This is a genomic window from Citrobacter werkmanii, from assembly GCF_008693645.1.
GTDB lineage: Bacteria > Pseudomonadota > Gammaproteobacteria > Enterobacterales > Enterobacteriaceae > Citrobacter > Citrobacter werkmanii.
Genome location: NZ_CP044101.1, coordinates 4,547,318 through 4,566,652, shown reverse-complemented (window position 1 = coordinate 4,566,652; position 19,335 = coordinate 4,547,318). Strand labels below are relative to the sequence as shown.

The 19,335-nt window shown below is 52.6% G+C and carries 26 protein-coding genes; 13 read left to right on the top strand and 13 right to left on the bottom strand.

All coding sequences use genetic code 11. The features are described from left to right. Nucleotides 1–225: 225 nt before the first annotated feature. Both elbB and mtgA read left to right on the top strand, forming a co-directional pair. On the top strand, nt 226–879 hold the full coding sequence (elbB, locus tag FOB24_RS22480) for an isoprenoid biosynthesis glyoxalase ElbB (RefSeq protein ID WP_038634284.1): 654 nt from the start codon (nt 226–228) through the stop codon (nt 877–879). Then, nucleotides 876–1,595, top strand: a complete 720-nt coding sequence (gene mtgA / locus FOB24_RS22475) for a monofunctional biosynthetic peptidoglycan transglycosylase (protein ID WP_038634281.1) — start codon at nt 876–878, stop codon at nt 1,593–1,595. Before elbB ends, mtgA begins: the two co-directional genes overlap by 4 nt. Nucleotides 1,596–1,661: 66 nt before the next feature. On the opposite strand, the gene npr is transcribed toward mtgA, so the two are convergent. The 11 genes from npr to FOB24_RS22420 all read right to left on the bottom strand — a co-directional run bounded on the left by npr (nt 1,662) and on the right by FOB24_RS22420 (nt 9,580). After that, nucleotides 1,662–1,934 carry a PTS phosphocarrier protein NPr gene (npr, locus tag FOB24_RS22470; protein ID WP_003025086.1) on the bottom strand — a complete coding sequence of 91 codons (273 nt, stop codon included), beginning with the start codon at nt 1,932–1,934 and terminating at the stop codon, nt 1,662–1,664. Then, a complete protein-coding gene (rapZ, locus tag FOB24_RS22465) occupies nt 1,931–2,785 on the bottom strand; it encodes an RNase adapter RapZ (protein WP_003025085.1) in 855 nt (284 codons plus the stop codon). The genes npr and rapZ overlap by 4 nt, the downstream gene beginning before the upstream one ends. A gap of 45 nt (nt 2,786–2,830) precedes the next feature. Beyond that, the gene (ptsN, locus tag FOB24_RS22460; RefSeq protein WP_038634278.1) at nt 2,831–3,322 is read right to left on the bottom strand and encodes a PTS IIA-like nitrogen regulatory protein PtsN; all 492 of its coding nucleotides are present in this window, start codon (nt 3,320–3,322) and stop codon (nt 2,831–2,833) included. An 82-nt stretch (nt 3,323–3,404) separates the two neighbouring features. Beyond that, nucleotides 3,405–3,692, bottom strand: a complete 288-nt coding sequence (gene hpf, locus FOB24_RS22455) for a ribosome hibernation promoting factor (RefSeq protein WP_038634275.1) — start codon at nt 3,690–3,692, stop codon at nt 3,405–3,407. Nucleotides 3,693–3,714: 22 nt separating this feature from the next. After that, nucleotides 3,715–5,148 (bottom strand): RNA polymerase factor sigma-54, encoded by a 1,434-nt coding sequence (gene rpoN, locus FOB24_RS22450; RefSeq protein ID WP_038634272.1) that lies wholly within the window; start codon nt 5,146–5,148, stop codon nt 3,715–3,717. A gap of 46 nt (nt 5,149–5,194) precedes the next feature. Continuing rightward, nucleotides 5,195–5,920 (bottom strand): LPS export ABC transporter ATP-binding protein, encoded by a 726-nt coding sequence (lptB, locus tag FOB24_RS22445; protein WP_003025073.1) that lies wholly within the window; start codon nt 5,918–5,920, stop codon nt 5,195–5,197. Between the two features lie 6 nt (nt 5,921–5,926). After that, the gene (lptA, locus tag FOB24_RS22440; protein WP_038634270.1) at nt 5,927–6,475 is read right to left on the bottom strand and encodes a lipopolysaccharide ABC transporter substrate-binding protein LptA; all 549 of its coding nucleotides are present in this window, start codon (nt 6,473–6,475) and stop codon (nt 5,927–5,929) included. Next, entirely contained in the window at nt 6,444–7,019 is a 576-nt protein-coding gene (lptC, locus tag FOB24_RS22435) for an LPS export ABC transporter periplasmic protein LptC (protein ID WP_038634267.1), read from the bottom strand. Before lptC ends, lptA begins: the two co-directional genes overlap by 32 nt. After that, nucleotides 7,016–7,582, bottom strand: a complete 567-nt coding sequence (gene kdsC, locus FOB24_RS22430) for a 3-deoxy-manno-octulosonate-8-phosphatase KdsC (RefSeq protein WP_069324401.1) — start codon at nt 7,580–7,582, stop codon at nt 7,016–7,018. Before kdsC ends, lptC begins: the two co-directional genes overlap by 4 nt. 20 nt (nt 7,583–7,602) lie before the next feature. Beyond that, the gene (gene kdsD, locus FOB24_RS22425) at nt 7,603–8,589 is read right to left on the bottom strand and encodes an arabinose-5-phosphate isomerase KdsD (protein ID WP_038634261.1); all 987 of its coding nucleotides are present in this window, start codon (nt 8,587–8,589) and stop codon (nt 7,603–7,605) included. Nucleotides 8,590–8,602: 13 nt separating this feature from the next. Continuing rightward, a complete protein-coding gene (locus FOB24_RS22420) occupies nt 8,603–9,580 on the bottom strand; it encodes a calcium/sodium antiporter (RefSeq protein WP_150345486.1) in 978 nt (325 codons plus the stop codon). A 215-nt stretch (nt 9,581–9,795) separates the two neighbouring features. On the opposite strand from FOB24_RS22420, the gene mlaF reads away from it, so the two are divergent. The 7 genes from mlaF to murA all read left to right on the top strand — a co-directional run bounded on the left by mlaF (nt 9,796) and on the right by murA (nt 14,644). After that, nucleotides 9,796–10,608 (top strand): phospholipid ABC transporter ATP-binding protein MlaF, encoded by an 813-nt coding sequence (gene mlaF, locus FOB24_RS22415; protein ID WP_038634255.1) that lies wholly within the window; start codon nt 9,796–9,798, stop codon nt 10,606–10,608. A gap of 7 nt (nt 10,609–10,615) precedes the next feature. Beyond that, entirely contained in the window at nt 10,616–11,398 is a 783-nt protein-coding gene (mlaE, locus tag FOB24_RS22410; RefSeq protein ID WP_085048643.1) for a lipid asymmetry maintenance ABC transporter permease subunit MlaE, read from the top strand. A gap of 4 nt (nt 11,399–11,402) precedes the next feature. Next, complete coding sequence (mlaD, locus tag FOB24_RS22405) at nt 11,403–11,960, top strand: outer membrane lipid asymmetry maintenance protein MlaD (RefSeq protein ID WP_038642894.1); 558 nt, start codon at nt 11,403–11,405, stop codon at nt 11,958–11,960. A gap of 18 nt (nt 11,961–11,978) precedes the next feature. Then, nucleotides 11,979–12,614, top strand: a complete 636-nt coding sequence (mlaC, locus tag FOB24_RS22400) for a phospholipid-binding protein MlaC (protein WP_038634253.1) — start codon at nt 11,979–11,981, stop codon at nt 12,612–12,614. Then, nucleotides 12,614–12,907 carry a lipid asymmetry maintenance protein MlaB gene (mlaB, locus tag FOB24_RS22395; protein ID WP_150345485.1) on the top strand — a complete coding sequence of 98 codons (294 nt, stop codon included), beginning with the start codon at nt 12,614–12,616 and terminating at the stop codon, nt 12,905–12,907. The genes mlaC and mlaB overlap by 1 nt, the downstream gene beginning before the upstream one ends. Before the next feature lie 169 nt (nt 12,908–13,076). After that, the gene (gene ibaG / locus FOB24_RS22390) at nt 13,077–13,331 is read left to right on the top strand and encodes a BolA family iron metabolism protein IbaG (protein ID WP_032940719.1); all 255 of its coding nucleotides are present in this window, start codon (nt 13,077–13,079) and stop codon (nt 13,329–13,331) included. Between the two features lie 53 nt (nt 13,332–13,384). After that, nucleotides 13,385–14,644, top strand: coding sequence for a UDP-N-acetylglucosamine 1-carboxyvinyltransferase (gene murA / locus FOB24_RS22385; protein WP_047026390.1), 1,260 nt, complete (start codon nt 13,385–13,387; stop codon nt 14,642–14,644). Between the two features lie 56 nt (nt 14,645–14,700). On the opposite strand, the gene sfsB is transcribed toward murA, so the two are convergent. Next, nucleotides 14,701–14,985 (bottom strand): DNA-binding transcriptional regulator SfsB, encoded by a 285-nt coding sequence (sfsB, locus tag FOB24_RS22380; RefSeq protein ID WP_038634246.1) that lies wholly within the window; start codon nt 14,983–14,985, stop codon nt 14,701–14,703. Between the two features lie 223 nt (nt 14,986–15,208). After that, nucleotides 15,209–16,180, bottom strand: coding sequence for an octaprenyl diphosphate synthase (ispB, locus tag FOB24_RS22375; protein ID WP_003025033.1), 972 nt, complete (start codon nt 16,178–16,180; stop codon nt 15,209–15,211). A gap of 258 nt (nt 16,181–16,438) precedes the next feature. Here ispB and rplU point away from each other — a divergent pair, with 258 nt between their 5' ends. From rplU to cgtA, 4 genes are all read left to right on the top strand, one after another. Then, a complete protein-coding gene (rplU, locus tag FOB24_RS22370; RefSeq protein WP_003025032.1) occupies nt 16,439–16,750 on the top strand; it encodes a 50S ribosomal protein L21 in 312 nt (103 codons plus the stop codon). 19 nt (nt 16,751–16,769) lie between these two features. Then, nucleotides 16,770–17,027, top strand: a complete 258-nt coding sequence (gene rpmA, locus FOB24_RS22365; RefSeq protein ID WP_003025030.1) for a 50S ribosomal protein L27 — start codon at nt 16,770–16,772, stop codon at nt 17,025–17,027. Between the two features lie 127 nt (nt 17,028–17,154). Further along, complete coding sequence (locus FOB24_RS22360; RefSeq protein ID WP_006687874.1) at nt 17,155–18,120, top strand: DMT family transporter; 966 nt, start codon at nt 17,155–17,157, stop codon at nt 18,118–18,120. A gap of 15 nt (nt 18,121–18,135) precedes the next feature. Then, nucleotides 18,136–19,308 carry an Obg family GTPase CgtA gene (gene cgtA / locus FOB24_RS22355; protein ID WP_038634240.1) on the top strand — a complete coding sequence of 391 codons (1,173 nt, stop codon included), beginning with the start codon at nt 18,136–18,138 and terminating at the stop codon, nt 19,306–19,308. Nucleotides 19,309–19,335: the final 27 nt, after the last annotated feature.

Below are 19,335 nucleotides of genomic sequence, written 5' to 3'. Positions count from 1 at the left end.
GGCTTGACCGGGGTGCGCGAATACTGCGCCAACACCAGGGAAATCGTGGCTGCGCCGTAACTTATTGTCATTGTTTACAAAGGCACAGCCCTATTTTTCAGGCCGCACGCAGTTAAGATAGCAAATCTTAAATAATTTGTTACATGAATCAGTTAAATGTGTGAAGCGTAGCATTTAAATCATAATAACTAATATGTTTCAGCCAGTTGAGAAAGGAGTATCACGATGAAAAAAGTGGGAGTCGTGCTCAGCGGATGCGGTGTGTATGACGGTGCAGAGATCCATGAAACCGTACTCACGCTGCTGGCCATTGCCCGCAATGGCGCGCAGGCCGTCTGCTTCGCACCGGATAAACAACAAGCTGATGTGATTAATCATCTGACCGGCGAGCCGATGCCGGAAACACGCAATGTCCTGATTGAAGCCGCTCGTCTCACACGCGGCGAGATTCGCCCGCTTGCTCAGGCGGTTTCAACGGAACTGGATGCGTTGATCGTGCCAGGTGGGTTTGGCGCCGCCAAAAATCTGAGTAATTTTGCCAGCCAGGGCAGCGAATGCCGGGTTGACAGTGATTTAGCCGCGCTGGCAGTTGCCATGCATCAGATGGGGAAACCGTTGGGATTTATGTGTATTGCGCCCGCCATGTTACCCAAAATTTTTGATTTTCCGCTGCGTCTGACCATTGGCACGGATATCGATACGGCAGAGGTACTGGAGGAGATGGGCGCTGAACATGTGCCTTGTCCGGTTGATGACATTGTCGTTGATGAAGACAACAAAATTGTCACCACGCCCGCCTATATGCTGGCGCAGGATATCGCTCAGGCCGCGAGTGGCATCGATAAACTGGTCTCGCGTGTGCTGGTGTTGGTTGAATGAGAACAGGCGTTACCGCTTTTCTGCGGCGTATCTTTCTACGGGCGGTTATCGTCCTCGCCGTATTCTGGGGCGGGGGCATCGCCCTTTTCAGCGTGATGCCGGTGCCGTTTTCGGCGGTGATGGTCGAGCGGCAACTGGGCGCATGGTTATCCGGTGATTTCGGGTATGTGGCGCACTCGGACTGGGTGAGTATGGATGAGATCTCACCGTGGATGGGGCTGGCGGTGATTGCCGCCGAGGACCAGAAGTTCCCTGACCATTGGGGATTCGATGTCTCTGCCATCGAGAAAGCGCTGGCGCATAATGAACGTAATGAAAACCGTATTCGCGGGGCGTCAACGTTATCGCAACAGACGGCAAAAAACCTCTTTCTGTGGGATGGACGTAGCTGGGTGCGTAAGGGCCTTGAAGCCGGGCTCACGCTGGGGATGGAAACGGTCTGGAGCAAGAAACGTATTCTGACCGTCTATCTGAACGTTGCGGAGTTTGGCGACGGCATTTTTGGCGTGGAGGCGGCGGCGCAGCGGTATTTTCATAAACCTGCCAGTCGCTTAAGTATGTCTGAAGCGGCCTTGCTGGCGGCGGTCCTACCTAATCCTTTACGTTTTAAAGCGAATGCGCCTTCGGGTTATGTGCGTAGCCGTCAGGCGTGGATTATGCGCCAAATGCGCCAGTTAGGCGGTGAGTCGTTTATGCGGGAAAATAAGCTGTATTAGCGGAGTTATTGCCGAATGCGGCGTAAACGCCTTATCCGGCCTACTGGCTACGTTCTGTGTACTCGATTAATCTTCGTCAAACCCTGAATTAAACAGGGCAACCACCGCGGCCAGAGCTTCAACTTCCTGCGGGCCTGTGGCTTCAACTTCTATCTGCCGCCCCTTCGCAGAATCCAGCATCAGCAGCGCGATAACGCTGTTTGCCTCGGCTTCCGTTCCTTCATCATTACGCAGCAAAACTTCTGCTTCGAAACCCTGCATCAATTCAAAAAGTTTCATTGCTGGCCGGGCATGCATGCCCAGCTTATTAGTGATTTCAACGGTTTGCTTCACGGTCATGATTTACGTTTTTCCAGCGTACGATGGCGTGACTGCACGTTTTTACCGCGTGAGCGGAAGTAGTCTGCCAACTGCTCTGCAATATACACCGAACGGTGTTTCCCGCCGGTACAGCCGATGGCTACAGTGAGGTAGCTGCGGTTGTTGGTCTCCAGCATGGGTAACCATAGCTCAAGATAGCTGCGGGTCTGGTAGATAAAATTGTGTACTTCTGTGTGCCTGTCGAGGAAGGCGGCGACAGGGCGGTCAAGACCGGTCATCGGGCGCAGCTTCGGATCCCAGTGTGGGTTGGGCAGGAAGCGCACGTCAAAGACGTAGTCCGCGTCAATCGGGATACCGTGTTTGAAACCAAAGGATTCGAATACCATCGTCAATTCACGTTCACGTTTGCCCAGCAGTCGGGTACGCAGCATTTCCGCCAGTTCGTGTACGGACATTTCGGAGGTATCAACAATCAGGTCTGCGCGGGAACGCAGCGGCTCCAGCAAATCGCTTTCTTTATCGATAGCGCTTTCCAGCGACAAGTTTTTGCTGGAGAGGGGGTGTAAACGACGCGTGTCGCTGTAGCGGCGAATCAGCGTGTTACGGTCGGCATCAAGGAACAGCAACTGCGGTGAGAAGCCTTCAGGCAGATTGTTCATTGCCTGCTCGAAAATCTCCGGGGATTCCGGCATGTTACGCACATCAATGCTGACGGCCGCAGAAATCTGGCGATCGGCCAGTGTACGAGCCAGATCGGGCAACAGCACTACGGGAAGGTTATCCACGCAGTAAAAACCCATATCTTCCAGCGCACGCAGGGCAACGGATTTGCCTGACCCTGAACGACCGCTGACGATCATCAGTACCATGTACTGTTTCTCCTCACAACGACAAAAAAGGATGCCATTGGGTTGTTATGCTTCATCCTGTCCACCTTCGGTGTCCGTGATGATTTGATACAACTCCTGGTCACTCTGTGCGGCGCGCAGGCGACGGCAGATGGCTTTATCTGCCAGACGTTTGGCGACCAGCGATAATGTATGCAAATGCGTCTTGGTTTGGTCTGCCGGGACCAGCAGGGCGAAAAGCAGATCGACGGGTTGATTATCAATGGCGTCGAAGGCGATGGGGGTTTCGAGTTGCACAAACACGCCAACCGCGCGCATCGTGTCTTCTTCCAGCTTGCCGTGCGGGATGGCAATACCATTACCGATGCCGGTACTGCCCATTTTTTCACGCGTCAGAATGGCTTCAAATACCACCTGAGAGGGCAAGCTGAGCTGTTTTGCCGCCAGTTCACTGATGATTTCCAGTGCGCGTTTCTTGCTTTGGCAGTGAACGGCCGCGCGCGTACATTCCTGGTTAAGAACATTGCTCAGTTGTAGAGTCGTATCGTTATTTGTCATAATTTCACCTAAGCGCTAACTGTACAAATGGCCCGTTGTGCTGCACAACAGGCCGTCCTGCACCCGCTAACTGCCCGGAAAGTTAGTGCTGTTTCAGTTTATCTTTATGTTTTGTTAACTGCCGAGCCAGTTTATCAATTAAACCGTCAATGGCGGCGTACATATCCTGACCTTCCGCGCTGGCATGAATTTCACCACCGTTTACATGCAGTGTTGCATCCGAGATATGTGTAACCTTCTCCACTTTCAACACAATATAGACCTGATTAATCCGGTCGAAATATTGTTCAAGCTTGGCGAATTTGGTATTAACAAACTCGCGCAGAGCTTCCGTGATTTCGACGTTGTTTCCAGTGATGTTGAGCTGCATAGTGTCTTCCTTATCGGTTGGGTCACACCAGTTGTTTGCGCTGGTTAGACGGCGGAATGGATAAAGACTCTCGGTACTTCGCAACGGTGCGGCGCGCCACCATGATACCCTGATCCGACAGCATAGAGGTTAACTTGCTGTCACTCAGCGGTTTCGCGGGGTTCTCCGCAGCAATTAATTTCTTCACCAGTGCGCGGATCGCTGTGGATGAGGCTTCGCCCCCGCCTTCAGTGTTAACGTGACTGGAAAAGAAATACTTCAGTTCAAATATGCCGCGCGGACTGTGCAAATACTTTTGCGTGGTCACTCGGGAAATGGTCGATTCGTGCATCTCGACGGCCTGGGCGATATCCGCCAGCACCATCGGTTTCATAAATTCTTCGCCTTGCTCAAAGAAGGCCTGCTGCTGTTCAACGATACAGCGACTGACGCGCAGCAGCGTATCATTGCGGCTTTCCAGACTTTTAATCAGCCACTTCGCATCCTGCAAATTGCTACGAATAAACTGGCTGTCGGCATCGTTGCGCGCGCTATTGCACATCGCGGCGTAGTGCTGGTTAATCTGCAAGCGTGGAATGCTGTCGCCGTTGAGTTCGACCACCCAACGATCGTTATGCTTACGCACCAGCACATCCGGGATGACGTATTCCGGCTCGCCGGTTTGGATCGACTGTCCTGGGCGGGGATCGAGCGACTGGATGAGGTTGACGGCTTCTTTCAGCACGTCTTCTTTCAGTCGGGTTACGCGCATCAGCGAGCGAAAGTCATGGTTGGCTAACAGATCGAGGTGATCGCTGATGATCAGGCGCGCTTCTTCCAGCCATGGTGTGGACTTATCAAATTGCGAAAGTTGGATCAGTAAGCAGTCACGCAGATCTTTGGCTGCCACGCCAACGGGATCAAAGCGCTGAACGCGTTTAAGCACGGCTTCGATTTCATCCATACCGACGTCGTCATCGCCCATGCTTTCGAGAATATCGTCCAGGGTCACGGTGAGATAACCGGTTTCGTCAACCGCATCAACAATTGATGTCGCAATGGCGCGATCGGTATCCGAGAACGGGGTCAGCTCCACTTGCCACATCAGGTAATCCTGCAGCGATTGCGTGGTCTCCCCCTGATAAACAGGCAGTTCGTCGTCAATGTAATCTCCGCTGGTGCCTGAAGGCGTACCGGCGGTGTAGATTTCATCCCAACTGGCGTCAAGCGGCAATTCCTCTGGCATCTCTTTTTGTTCGAGCGCATCTGCGGTATCGAGGGATTCGCTGTCCTGTTTTTCCTGGGTATCAATTTCGTCGTGAAGATCGGTTTGCTCGAGCAGTGGGTTACTTTCCAGCGCTTGCTGAAGTTCTTGCTGAAGTTCCAGCGTGGACAACTGCAACAGACGGATAGCCTGTTGTAGCTGAGGCGTCATCGCCAGTTGTTGGCTAAGCCTGAGTTGCAAACCTTGCTTCATGTTCAGAGTGGTTTTCTCCTGCGGTGACGTGAAGTCTTCTACCCTATCAGAGTCTGAAGTCTTCCCCAAGGTATACGCGCTTAACGTGCTCATCCTGCAGTATTTCTGTCGGCGTGCCGTGGGCGATCAGGTGTCCCTGGCTCACGATATAGGCGCGCTCACAAACTGCCAGCGTTTCGCGGACGTTATGGTCGGTAATCAACACCCCAAGCCCGCTGTCGCGCAGGTGTTCGATGATCCGTTTGATATCGATAACGGAAATCGGGTCAACACCGGCAAACGGTTCATCAAGCAGGATAAATTTCGGATTCGCGGCCAGCGCGCGGGCGATTTCCACACGGCGTCGTTCACCACCGGAGAGCGATTGGCCCATGCTGTCACGCAGATGTTCGATATGGAATTCTTCCATCAGCTCATTGGCGCGATCTTCCCGCTGCTCACTAGTGAGATCGTCACGAATTTGCAGTACCGCCATCAGGTTATCAAACACGCTCAGGCGACGGAAAATAGACGCTTCCTGCGGTAGGTAGCCGATGCCGCGACGCGCGCGCGCATGCAGTGGCAGCAGACTGATATCTTCGTCATCGATGATAATGTTGCCCGCATCGCGCGGGACAATGCCGACCACCATGTAAAATGTCGTTGTCTTGCCCGCACCGTTAGGACCAAGCAGACCGACGATCTCCCCGGAGTTGACGGTCAGACTGACATCTTCCACCACACGGCGGCCCTTATAGGCCTTTGCAAGGTTCTTTGCAGTTAATGTTGCCATAACGAATCAGTTACCTTTTTTCTCTGCCGGAGCCTTGTTTTTGTCCTGCAACTGCGACGGAACCAGAACGGTGGTGACGCGTTTGCCTTTATCGCTGAAGGCCTGCATTTTCTGCTCTTTTACCAGATAGGTGATCTTATCACCCGTGATGTTGCTATCGAGCTGTTCCAGGTAAGCCTTACCGGTGAGCACGACGAAGTCTTTCGCCAGTTCATAGTGCATGTGTGAGGCGCGGCCTTTCACTGGCTTACCGTTGTCCTGCATCTGGTAAAAGGTGGCGGGCTCACCGTAACCATCAATCACTTCTTTACCGTCTTCACCGCCCGGGCGGGTCACAACGACTTTATCGGCATTAATTTTGATGGTGCCCTGAGTCACAATCACGTTACCAGTAAACGTCACCACGTTGCCCTGCATATCCAGGGACTGCTGGTCCGACTCGATATGAATCGGCTGCTCGGTATCGCCGGTGACGGCAAATGCCGGAATGCTGGCGGCCAGAAGTGAACTGGCAAGCACAAGATTAAGGCTGAGTTTGTTTATTTTGGATTTCATATGAGGTTCTAACCTTTTCAATCAGCTCGGCGTTCTTGTTGCGTAAGTTGCCGCGCATCTTCAGTCCGCTGGAGTTAAATGTTGTGCCATATAACGTGACAAGATCATCAGAAGTGACGTCTTGAGTCACCAGGTTAATCTGTGCGTTATCGGTCGTAATTCTGCGTAGTTGAGAGTCAGGCACCAGGGCGTTAACTTCAACATGGCCGTACAGATACAGCATTCGATCGTTGGTCAATTTGGCTTTATCGGCTTTGATTGACCAGGTCGGTACTTTATCTTTATCAAACGTGGTTAATACCGGTTGAGTAAACCACGAAACCGCTTGCTCCGAATAATATTCAACGTGTTGGGCGATCAAGTGATAGCTCAGCGCGCCTTCCGGACTATACACGACGGTATCGGTATGTTCGCTTTTATAGGTTGGCTCGTTGTTATTGACGGCGACCTGAGTGGCCTCGTCTTTGTCTGCCAGGTTAATACCAATCATCACAAGGACAGCCAGCGACAGTAGAATGATAACCCAACGTCTGGTTTTGCTCATATCGATTGCCCTTTGGCCTCGTCCAGTTTGCCCTGCGCCAGGAGTAATAAATCGCAGACTTCACGTACAGCGCCGCGTCCCCCATCGATACGGGTGACGTAGTCGGCGCGTGGAATCAGCAATGGATGGGCATCCGCCACCGCTACGCTTAATCCCACTTTTGCCATCACTGGCCAGTCGATCAGGTCATCGCCAACATAGGCCACATTTTCCGGCGCGATCGCCAGTTTTCCAAGCAGATCGTCAAAGGCGATCAGTTTGTCTGACTGCCCCTGATACAGATGCGTGATCCCCAATGTGGCACAGCGATCTTCTACAAGTTTAGCCTTTCGTCCGGTAATAATAGCAACCTCAATACCGGAAGTGAGCGCACAGCGAATTCCGTAGCCATCGCGGACGTTAAAAGCCTTCAGCTCTTCACCGTTGTTGCCCATATAAATCAGACCATCAGACAATACGCCATCCACATCCAGGATCAGCAAACGGATGTTCTCAGCCCGGGTGATAACGTCAGCGTTGACGGGTCCATAACAGGTCGCAAGCGACGCACCTGCTTTACTCATTTTCTTTATCCTTGAGTTTCTTACACTACACCTGCACGCAGCAGATCATGCATATGTAACACACCGAGTAACTGGTCGCCATCAGCAACCATTACCGAAGTGATATGGCGGGACTGCATTAAGTTCAGGGCATCAACGGCAAGAATGCCCGGACGCACGCGAATGCCTCCAGGGGTCATCACATCGGCAATGCCTAACTGGCGTACATCTACGCCCATATCAAAGACGCGACGTAAATCGCCATCCGTGAAAATACCGTCAATCTTCATTGCATCATCGCAAATGACGGTCATGCCGAGATTTTTACGTGTGATCTCAAGTAAGGCGTCACGCAGGCTGGCGCTTTTATTAACATGCGGAATCTCATCACCCGTATGCATAATATCGTTAACACGCAGCAAAAGCTTACGGCCCAGTGCGCCACCCGGATGCGATAACGCAAAATCTTCCGCGGTGAAGCCGCGTGCTTTTAATAACGCCACGGCAAGGGCATCGCCCATCACCAGCGTTGCGGTGGTGCTGCTGGTCGGCGCCAGGCCTAACGGGCAAGCTTCCTTGGGCACTTTAACACACAGATGCACATCTGCCGCACGCGCCATGCTGCTTTCCGGACGGCCGGTCATGCAGATAAGCGGGACATGAAGACGTTTTAATACCGGGATTAACGCTGCTATCTCATTGGATTCGCCGGAGTTAGAGATGGCGATCACCACATCCTGCGGCGAGACCATGCCTAAATCGCCATGCGCGGCTTCGCCCGGATGCACGAAAAATGAGGGGGTGCCGGTGCTGGCAAAAGTGGCCGCCATCTTCCGCCCAATATGTCCGGATTTCCCCATCCCCATCACCACGACTTTGCCCGGGCAACTGAATATTTTTTCACAGGCGAGGGTAAAGTTTTGATTAATGTACTGATCAAGCTCCGCCAGGCCTTCACGTTCAATTGCCAGGACTTCCTTGCCTGCTTGCTGAAAGTCAAAACCCGGTTGCAACTCTAAGTGCGACATAATGCGTTTCCAGTTATCCAACGAGAAGTGGCGATAACCAATACAGCATCGCCAGCCATATGATAAAACCGCCGGTCAGCAGCGCACCCGCGCCGCGACCAATCTGGCGCGGACGTCGCCAGCAGAGTAGTGCAAAAATCACGCTCACCAGCAGCATGACGCTATAGTCACGGGTGAAGGCCATCGGATTGACTTCACCCGGCGTAATTAGCGCCGGTAACCCGAGGACGATAACAATATTAAAAATGTTCGCGCCGATGATGTTGCCAACGGCAATATCGTTTTCGCCTTTACGCAGACCCGCAATGGCCGTTGCCAGCTCTGGCAAACTGGTACCAATAGCGACTACCGTCAGCCCGATGGTGAGTTCGCTCATGGCGAAATAGTTCGCCAGTACGGTGGCGTTATCCACCACCATCCGTGTTGCCATTGGCATAATAATCAACGCAACGCCCAACCACAAAAATGCGACCGGCAATCCGCCTTCGCGTGGAAGTTCCGCTATCTGCTCCCGGGTCAGCGTGTCATTGCCTTGTCGCTCAGCCAGACGGGCGATTTTAACAATGAATAGCAGCCATAGCACGGCCAGAAGCAGGAGAAAGAAACCGTCACTACGACTCAACTGGCCGTCATACAACACGGATGCGGCTAAAATACTCACCAGCAACATTAGCGGTAATTCACGGCGCAGAACATCAGAATGCACGGTAAAAGGATGAATCAGCGCCGACAGACCTAAAATAAGCAGAATGTTGGTAATGTTAGAGCCGATAGCGGTACCCACGGCCAGATCGAGTTGCCCATTTATTGATGCCGCCACAGAGACAATGATCTCGGGTAACGACGTCCCTACGCTGACAACGGTCATCCCAATAATAATGGGGGGGATACCGAAATTTCGACATAAAATGGATGCGGCAAATACCAGACGGTCGGCACCGTAGACCACCAGAAGTAAACCAATTATTAACAGCGCCGTCGCTAAAAGCATCTAAAGTCCTTTCTTCAGGTATACTCGCCGGTCCACTTGAAGGATCTTCTGGAAGCCGTAACGAAGTCTTAATTTTGACTTTATGCGGCTAAAAAGTAAAACAAATGCCAGCTTTCGCTAACCAGGACAGGCAATAATCTGTAAATATGTTGGGTTCAGGGCTAAATTGAGCGCCAAACTCTTCGATCAACGAGGCAATAGTAAAGGATGAATCAATGGGTCAGTCTGTGGCGAATCTAGTCGATATGCGCGATGTCAGCTTTTCCCGAGGCGATCGCTGCATCTTTGATAATATTTCCCTGACGGTGCCGCGTGGTAAGGTGACGGCGATCATGGGGCCATCAGGCATCGGCAAAACGACGCTATTGCGTCTGATTGGCGGACAGATACCCCCGGATAAGGGCGAGATCCTGTTCGACGGCGAGAACGTTCCGGCCATGTCCCGTTCGCGTTTATTTACCGTGCGTAAACGCATGAGTATGTTGTTTCAGTCCGGCGCGCTGTTTACCGACATGAACGTGTTTGACAACGTCGCGTATCCGCTACGCGAGCATACGACGTTGCCTGCAGCGTTGCTGAAAAGCACGGTGATGATGAAGCTTGAAGCTGTTGGTCTGCGGGGCGCGGCAAAGTTAATGCCTTCTGAATTATCCGGTGGGATGGCACGGCGTGCCGCGTTAGCACGCGCCATCGCGCTGGAGCCTGACCTCATTATGTTTGACGAACCGTTCGTCGGCCAGGATCCCATTACCATGGGTGTGCTGGTGAAACTGATTTCAGAACTGAACAGTGCGCTGGGCGTCACCTGCGTGGTGGTGTCCCATGATGTGCCTGAGGTGCTGAGTATTGCAGATTACGCCTATATTATGGCGGACAAAAAAATAGTGGCCTACGGTAGTGCTCAGGCTCTGCAAGAAAACGCCGACCCGCGCGTACGTCAGTTCCTTGACGGTATTGCTGATGGGCCGGTTCCGTTCCGTTATCCGGCGGGCGACTACCACATCGATTTACTCAAAACAGGGAGTTAAGCCACCCATGTTGTTAAATGCGCTGGCATCACTCGGACATCGAGGGATTAAAACCCTCAGGACGTTCGGGCGAGCCGGATTAATGTTGTTCAATGCGGTTGTCGGCAAGCCGGAGTTTCGCAAACATGCGCCGCTGCTGATACGCCAGCTCTATAATGTCGGTGTCTTATCGATGCTGATCATTATTGTTTCTGGTGTGTTCATCGGTATGGTGCTGGGGTTGCAGGGATACCTGGTTCTGACGACCTACAGTGCGGAAACCAGCCTTGGCATGCTGGTGGCGCTGTCATTGTTACGTGAGCTGGGGCCGGTTGTTGCGGCGCTACTGTTTGCCGGGCGCGCCGGATCGGCCTTAACCGCAGAGATTGGCCTGATGCGGGCGACCGAGCAACTCTCCAGTCTGGAAATGATGGCCGTCGATCCGCTGCGTCGGGTGATCTCTCCGCGTTTTTGGGCCGGTGTCATTTCATTGCCGCTGTTGACGGTTATTTTTGTCGCGGTGGGGATCTGGGGCGGTTCGCTGGTTGGCGTTAGCTGGAAAGGTATTGATGCAGGCTTTTTCTGGTCGGCGATGCAAAATGCCGTCGACTGGCGTCTGGATCTGGTCAACTGTCTGATTAAGAGCGTGGTGTTCGCCATAACGGTCACCTGGATTGCATTGTTCAATGGTTATGATGCGATCCCGACCTCAGCCGGCATTAGCCGGGCAACGACACGCACCGTTGTGCACGCCTCTCTCGCCGTTTTGGGGCTGGATTTTGTGCTCACCGCACTGATGTTTGGGAATTGAGTTCATGCAAACGAAAAAAAATGAAATTTGGGTCGGGTTATTTCTGCTGATTGCGCTGCTGGCTGCGCTGTTTGTCTGCCTGAAGGCAGCGAATGTTACCTCAATGCGTACTGAGCCGACTTACACGATTTATGCGACTTTTGATAATATTGGCGGCCTGAAAGAACGCTCTCCGGTGCGGATTGGCGGGGTGGTGGTTGGACGCGTATCGGATATCTCGCTGGATCCGAAAACGTACCTGCCGCGCGTGACCCTGGAAATCGAATCGCGTTTTAACCATATTCCTGACACCAGCTCCCTGAGCATCCGTACTTCCGGCCTGCTGGGAGAGCAGTATCTGGCATTGAACGTCGGTTTTGAAGATCCTGAGCTGGGAACGTCTATCCTCAAAGATGGCGGTACGATTCAGGACACGAAATCCGCAATGGTGCTGGAAGACATGATTGGTCAGTTCCTTTACAACAGCAACAGTAAAGGTGATGACAATAAGAATTCTGGCGATGCGCCAGCCGCAACTGAAGGCAATAATGAAGCCACTACGCCTGCGGGCGCAACGAAATAATCTCAGGAGAATCGACGTATGTTTAAACGATTGATGATGGTGGCTATGCTGATCATTGCCCCCCTTAGCGCGGCAACCGCGGCGGATCAGACTAACCCGTACAAGTTGATGAATGAGGCGGCGCAGAAGACCTTTGACCGCCTGAAGAACGAGCAACCTAAAATCCGCGCAAACCCGGATTACCTGCGCGATGTTGTCGATCAGGAATTGTTGCCATACGTACAGGTTAAATATGCCGGTGCGCTGGTCCTGGGCCGCTACTACAAAGAAGCGACCCCGGCACAACGTGACGCCTATTTCGCCGCCTTTCGTGAATACCTGAAGCAGGCTTACGGTCAGGCGCTGGCAATGTATCACGGTCAGACCTATCAGATTGCCCCTGAGCAGCCGCTGGGTGATGCGACCATCGTACCTATCCGCGTGACCATTATCGATCCGAATGGCCGTCCTCCGGTTCGTCTGGATTTCCAGTGGCGTAAAAACTCGCAAACCGGTAACTGGCAGGCGTATGACATGATCGCCGAAGGCGTCAGCATGATCACCACCAAACAGAATGAGTGGAGCGACCTGCTGCGTACCAAAGGTATCGATGGCCTGACAGCACAACTGAAATCTATTTCTCAGCAGAAAATTACCCTGGAAGAGAAAAAATAATGACCCAGTCACTCACCTGGAAGCGTGAAGGTGACAAGCTGATGCTGGCGGGAGAGCTGGATCAAGACGTGTTAAATCCATTATGGGATGCGCGAGTTGAGGCGATGCAAGGGGTAACCTGCATCGACCTGAACCAGGTTTCCCGTGTGGATACCGGTGGTCTGGCGTTACTGCTGCACTTGATTGATCAGGGCAAGCAGCAGGGGAACAGCGTTTCGCTCGCTGGTGTTAACGATAAAGTTTACACGCTGGCGCAGCTTTACAATCTGCCTGACGATGTCCTTCCGCGTTAATTTTTTCAGGCTGGATAAGGCCTTGTGCCTTCATCCAGCATCCCCATCATAAGGGATCTGCCATCAAAGCCTTGTCTGATTTATCAGCGAGGCTTTTTGCTTATTTATGACAGCGCCACTTTGCTCTAAGATGTTGGGCTGTTTTCACTATCTGACGAATGAAGAGCCCATGGAAAATAATGAAATTCAGAGCGTGCTGATGAATGCGCTCTCCCTCCAGGAAGTCCACGTTTCTGGCGACGGCAGTCACTTTCAGGTTATTGCCGTGGGTGAGATGTTTGAAGGCATGAGCCGGGTCAAGAAGCAGCAATCAGTCTATGGCCCGTTGATGGAGTACATTGCGGACAACCGCATTCATGCTTTGTCGATTAAAGCGTTTACCCCAGCGGAATGGGCGCGCGATCGCAAACTTAATGGTTTTTGAGCTACGGGTGATGTGCCGGTAGCGAAGATAAATTCTTAACAGAGAACAGAATAATGGATAAATTTCGTGTTCAGGGGCCAACGAAGCTCCAGGGCGAAGTCACAATTTCAGGCGCTAAAAACGCCGCACTGCCGATCCTGTTTGCGGCGCTGCTGGCGGAAGAACCTGTAGAGATCCAAAACGTCCCGAAACTGAAGGACGTTGACACTTCCATGAAGCTACTGAGCCAGTTGGGTGCGAAAGTTGAGCGTAATGGTTCCGTGCACATTGATGCGCGTGACGTTAACGTCTTCTGTGCACCGTATGATCTGGTGAAAACCATGCGTGCGTCTATCTGGGCGCTCGGACCGTTGGTTGCTCGCTTTGGCCAGGGGCAGGTTTCACTGCCGGGCGGTTGCACCATCGGCGCGCGTCCGGTTGACCTGCACATTACCGGTCTGGAGCAGTTAGGCGCGACGATCAAGCTGGAAGAAGGCTATGTGAAGGCGTCCGTTGATGGCCGTCTGAAAGGCGCGCATATCGTTATGGATAAGGTGAGCGTCGGCGCGACGGTCACTATTATGTGTGCGGCAACACTTGCTGAAGGCACCACCATCATTGAAAACGCCGCACGCGAGCCGGAGATCGTCGATACCGCTAATTTCCTGATTGCGCTGGGTGCGAAGATCAGCGGCCAGGGTACCGATCGCATTACCATCGAAGGTGTTGAACGTCTCGGCGGTGGTGTTTATCGCGTTCTGCCAGACCGTATTGAAACCGGCACTTTCCTGGTTGCAGCAGCGATTTCTCGCGGCAAAATTATCTGCCGCAATGCGCAACCTGACACGCTGGATGCCGTCCTGGCGAAGCTGCGTGATGCGGGGGCGGATATCGAAGTCGGCGACGACTGGATAAGCCTCGACATGCACGGCAAGCGTCCGAAGGCGGTCAATGTACGCACTGCGCCGCACCCGGCGTTCCCGACTGATATGCAGGCCCAGTTCACGCTGCTGAATCTGGTGGCAGAAGGAACAGGCTTCATCACGGAAACCGTGTTTGAAAACCGCTTCATGCACGTGCCTGAGCTGAGCCGTATGGGCGCTCACGCGGAAATCGAAAGCAACACTGTGATTTGCCACGGTGTGGAAACGCTCTCCGGCGCGCAAGTGATGGCGACCGATCTGCGTGCGTCAGCAAGCCTGGTGTTGGCGGGTTGTATTGCTGAAGGTACGACGGTGGTCGACCGTATTTATCACATCGATCGCGGCTATGAGCGCATCGAAGATAAACTGCGTGCGCTGGGCGCAAACATTGAGCGCGTGAAAGGCGAGTAATCGTCAACGCCTCTGGTAACCCCCTGGTCTTTGGGCCGGGGGTTACTGCTTAATGTTCATTCAGGATTCTTTTTCCCTCTCGGTCCCCTCATCATCCGTGTTCTGTCGATGAATTCATGCGTTTTTGCATCGTGGTAGCGCGACGGCCAGATCACCCAAGGGTCGGTTCCCAGCGCCCGGGCAATAATCAACTCTCCTTTCGGCCATGGCCGCGTTAACGCGTTCGCCAGCGTTGATGAACTCAAGCCATTTTTACGTGACTCAGCGGCCATTGAGGTGCCTTTTTTGCGCAGTCCGGCGATGATGTCGGCCGTATGCCAGTCAATCAGCTTGCTTTCCATAAATTCATCTCTCCTTTGGTTAATGACTTACGGTTTCACGATCGGTTGTGGCGACACTATAACTCTCCGAGAATAAATGTTCTAAAATGTTCATGTAAGGTGTGAGTATATTCAGATTATGCCAATATCTGGCTTGATAATCCGGAAAGCTGAAAGGATTTATTGGAATTTATAAGAATATCCCGTGCGAGGCACGGGATGATGAGTGACTGGGGGAAGGTAATTAGCGGTCGCGCTGTACGGCGATATGCGCCAGACCAATCAGCGCTTCTCGCCATGGCGTGTCAGGCAGCACCTGCAACGCGGCGATGGCTTTATCAGCCTCTTCTTCCGCACGCTGTCGGGTCCACTCCAGAGAGCCACAGGCGTTCATCGCTTCCAGAACCGGCTCCAGAAGGTGACGACCGTTACCTTGTTCAATGGCCTGGCGGATCATCTGCGCCTGCTCCGGGGTGCCGTGGCGCATGGCATGCAGCAGCGGTAGCGTCGGCTTACCTTCGTTCAGGTCATCACCGACGTTTTTACCCAACTGCTCGCCATCTGCGCTGTAATCCAGTAAATCGTCAATTAACTGGAACGCAGTACCAAGATAACGGCCATAATCCTGCAACCCTTTCTCTTGTTCTTCGCTGCAGCCAGCCAGAATACCTGAGCATTGGGCTGCGGCTTCAAACAAACGCGCCGTCTTGCTGTAGATGACGCGCATATAGTTTTCTTCGGTGATGTCCGGGTCGTTGACGTTCATCAACTGCAGAACTTCACCTTCTGCGATGACGTTAACCGCTTTTGACATGACTTCCAGTACTTTCAGCGAGCCGAGGCTGGTCATCATCTGAAATGCGCGGGTATAGATAAAATCGCCGACCAGCACGCTGGCCGCATTACCAAACGCCGCATTCGCTGTGGCTTTCCCGCGGCGCATGTCGGACTCATCCACAACATCGTCATGCAGGAGGGTCGCAGTGTGGATAAACTCGATGAGGGCTGCAATCGTAACGTGCGCATTTTCCTGGTAACCAACAGCACGTGCTGCAAGTACTGCGATCATTGGGCGAATGCGTTTTCCGCCGCCGCTCACGATGTAGTACCCTAACTGATTGATCAACTGGACGTCGGAATTGAGCTGTTCAAGGATTGTCGCATTGACCCCCGCCATATCTTGCGCGGTTAACTCATTGATTTTTTCTAAATTCATCGCAAAAGCCGGGCTTCTCGCCCCGATTACCTCACCGTATGGCAAGGTAACGTCGGGTTCAGGTTTATAAATATATGCTGATTGTACTGAAAAAACGCCGTAGATAAACGTTACCGTACGTGTTGTGTTTTTTTTCTTCATGTATTGACGGTAGCACTTGTCAAAGGCTCGCGTTTTGCGTAATATTCGCGCCCTATTGTGAATATTTATAGCGCACTCTGAATCATCAAAAAGGTGTGCGCGGAAGCGGAGTTTTTTATGTACGCGGTTTTCCAAAGTGGTGGTAAACAACACCGAGTAAGCGAAGGTCAGACCGTTCGCCTGGAAAAGCTGGACATCGCAACTGGCGAATCTGTTGAATTCGCTGAAGTTCTGATGATCGCAAACGGTGAAGAAGTCAAAATCGGCGTTCCTTTCGTTGATGGCGGCGTTATCAAAGCTGAAGTTGTTGCTCATGGTCGTGGCGAGAAAGTTAAAATCGTTAAGTTTCGTCGTCGTAAACACTACCGTAAGCAGCAGGGCCATCGTCAGTGGTTCACTGATGTGAAAATCACTGGCATCAGCGCTTAAGTTAAGGGGAGCAGATTAAATGGCACATAAAAAGGCTGGCGGCTCGACTCGTAACGGTCGCGATTCAGAAGCTAAACGTCTGGGCGTAAAACGCTTCGGCGGTGAAACAGTTCTGGCTGGTAGCATCATCGTTCGTCAACGTGGTACTAAATTCCACGCTGGCTCCAACGTTGGTTGCGGCAAAGACCACACTTTGTTTGCTAAAGCAGACGGTAAAGTGAAATTTGAAGTGAAAGGCCCGAAAAACCGTAAATTCATCAGCATCGTTGCTGAATAAGTTTTTCGCGTCCCGGTAACGGATAAAAGCCCCGCAACACGTTGCGGGGCTTTTTACATTCGACGGCCGGTAAATATGCTCGTCGCGCCGTGATAAACCGGAAACGAGCCCTTGCAGGGAATACGGCATGAAGCAGCAGGCAGGCATTGGTATTCTGTTAGCACTCACGACTGCAATATGTTGGGGCGCTTTGCCAATAGCAATGAAGCAAGTGCTGGAGGTGATGGAGCCTCCTACCGTGGTGTTCTACCGTTTTTTAATGGCAAGTATTGGCCTTGGCGCTATCCTTGCGGTTAAAAAAAAGCTCCCCCCATTGCGCATTTTTCGCAAAGCGCGTTGGTTGGTGCTGTTGGCAATAGCCACCGGTGGGCTGTTCGGTAACTTCATTCTGTTTAGTTCATCTTTGCAGTACTTGAGCCCAACGGCCTCGCAGGTTATCGGTCAGTTGTCACCCGTTGGCATGATGATCGCCAGCGTCTTTATCCTGAAAGAAAAGATGCGCGGCACGCAGGTGATTGGCGCCATTATGCTTCTGAGCGGCCTGGTTCTGTTTTTTAATACCAGTCTGATCGAAATTTTTACCCGACTCACCGATTACACCTGGGGCGTTATCTTTGGTGTCGGTGCGGCGATGGTCTGGGTGAGCTATGGGGTCGCGCAAAAGGTGTTATTGCGCCGTCTGGCGTCACCGCAGATCCTGTTTTTACTGTACACTTTATGTACGATCGCGTTGTTGCCGCTGGCTAAACCCGGTGTCATCACGCAGCTCAGCGACTGGCAGCTGGCCTGCCTGGTATTCTGCGGCCTGAATACGCTGGTAGGATACGGCGCTCTCGCGGAAGCGATGGCGCGCTGGCAGGCGGCGCAGGTAAGCGCCATTATTACGCTTACCCCGCTGTTTACGTTGTTATTTTCAGATTTATTATCACTGGCCTGGCCCGATTTCTTCGCCAGACCGATGCTAAACCTTTTAGGTTATCTCGGTGCGTTTATCGTGGTTGCGGGCGCGATGTATTCCGCCATTGGTCATCGAATTTGGGGCGGTTTACGTAAGCATGAAACGGTGGTTTCGCAACCCCGCTCAGGCGAATGATTTACGGAGAGTAAAATGAAGTTTGTTGATGAAGCATCGATTCTGGTCGTTGCAGGTGATGGCGGTAATGGTTGCGTGAGCTTCCGCCGTGAAAAATATATTCCAAAAGGCGGCCCGGACGGCGGTGATGGCGGTGATGGCGGCGACGTATGGATGGAAGCCGACGAAAACCTGAACACGCTGATCGATTACCGTTTTGAAAAATCTTTCCGTGCGGAACGTGGTCAGAATGGCGCGAGCCGCGATTGCACCGGTAAACGCGGTAAAGACGTTACGATTAAAGTGCCTGTCGGTACGCGCGTTATCGATCAGGGCACCGGCGAAACCATGGGCGACATGACCAAGCATGGTCAGCGTCTGATGGTCGCTAAAGGCGGCTGGCACGGCCTGGGTAACACCCGTTTCAAATCCTCGGTCAACCGTACTCCGCGTCAGAAAACGATGGGGACACCGGGCGATAAGCGCGATCTGTTGCTGGAGCTGATGCTGCTGGCGGATGTAGGTATGTTGGGTATGCCAAATGCCGGTAAATCGACGTTTATCCGTGCGGTATCCGCGGCGAAGCCGAAAGTTGCCGATTATCCGTTCACCACCCTGGTACCAAGCCTGGGCGTGGTACGTATGGACAACGAAAAGAGCTTCGTAGTGGCCGACATTCCGGGGTTGATTGAAGGCGCGGCTGAAGGCGCGGGTCTGGGGATTCGCTTCCTGAAACACCTGGAACGCTGCCGCGTGTTGCTGCACCTCATCGATATCGATCCAATTGATGGCTCCGATCCGGTAGAGAACGCCCGTATCATTATTGGCGAACTGGAAAAATACAGTCAGGACCTGGCGTCTAAACCGCGCTGGTTAGTGTTCAACAAAATTGATTTGCTGGACAAGGCCGAAGCGGAAGAGAAAGCGAAAGCGATCGCCGAAGCGCTGGGCTGGGAAGGTAAATATTACCTGATCTCCGCCGCCAGCCAGTTGGGCGTGAAGGATCTGTGCTGGGATGTGATGACCTTTATCATTGAGAACCCGATTGTTCAGGCTGAAGAAGCGAAACAGCCAGAGAAAGTTGAGTTCATGTGGGATGATTATCACCGCCAGCAGCTCGCTGAAGTCGAAGACGAAGCGGAAGATGACTGGGATGACGATTGGGACGAAGACGACGAAGAAGGCGTTGAGTTCATCTATAAGCGTTGATTTTGAGGGCTGGTTTACCAGCCCTTT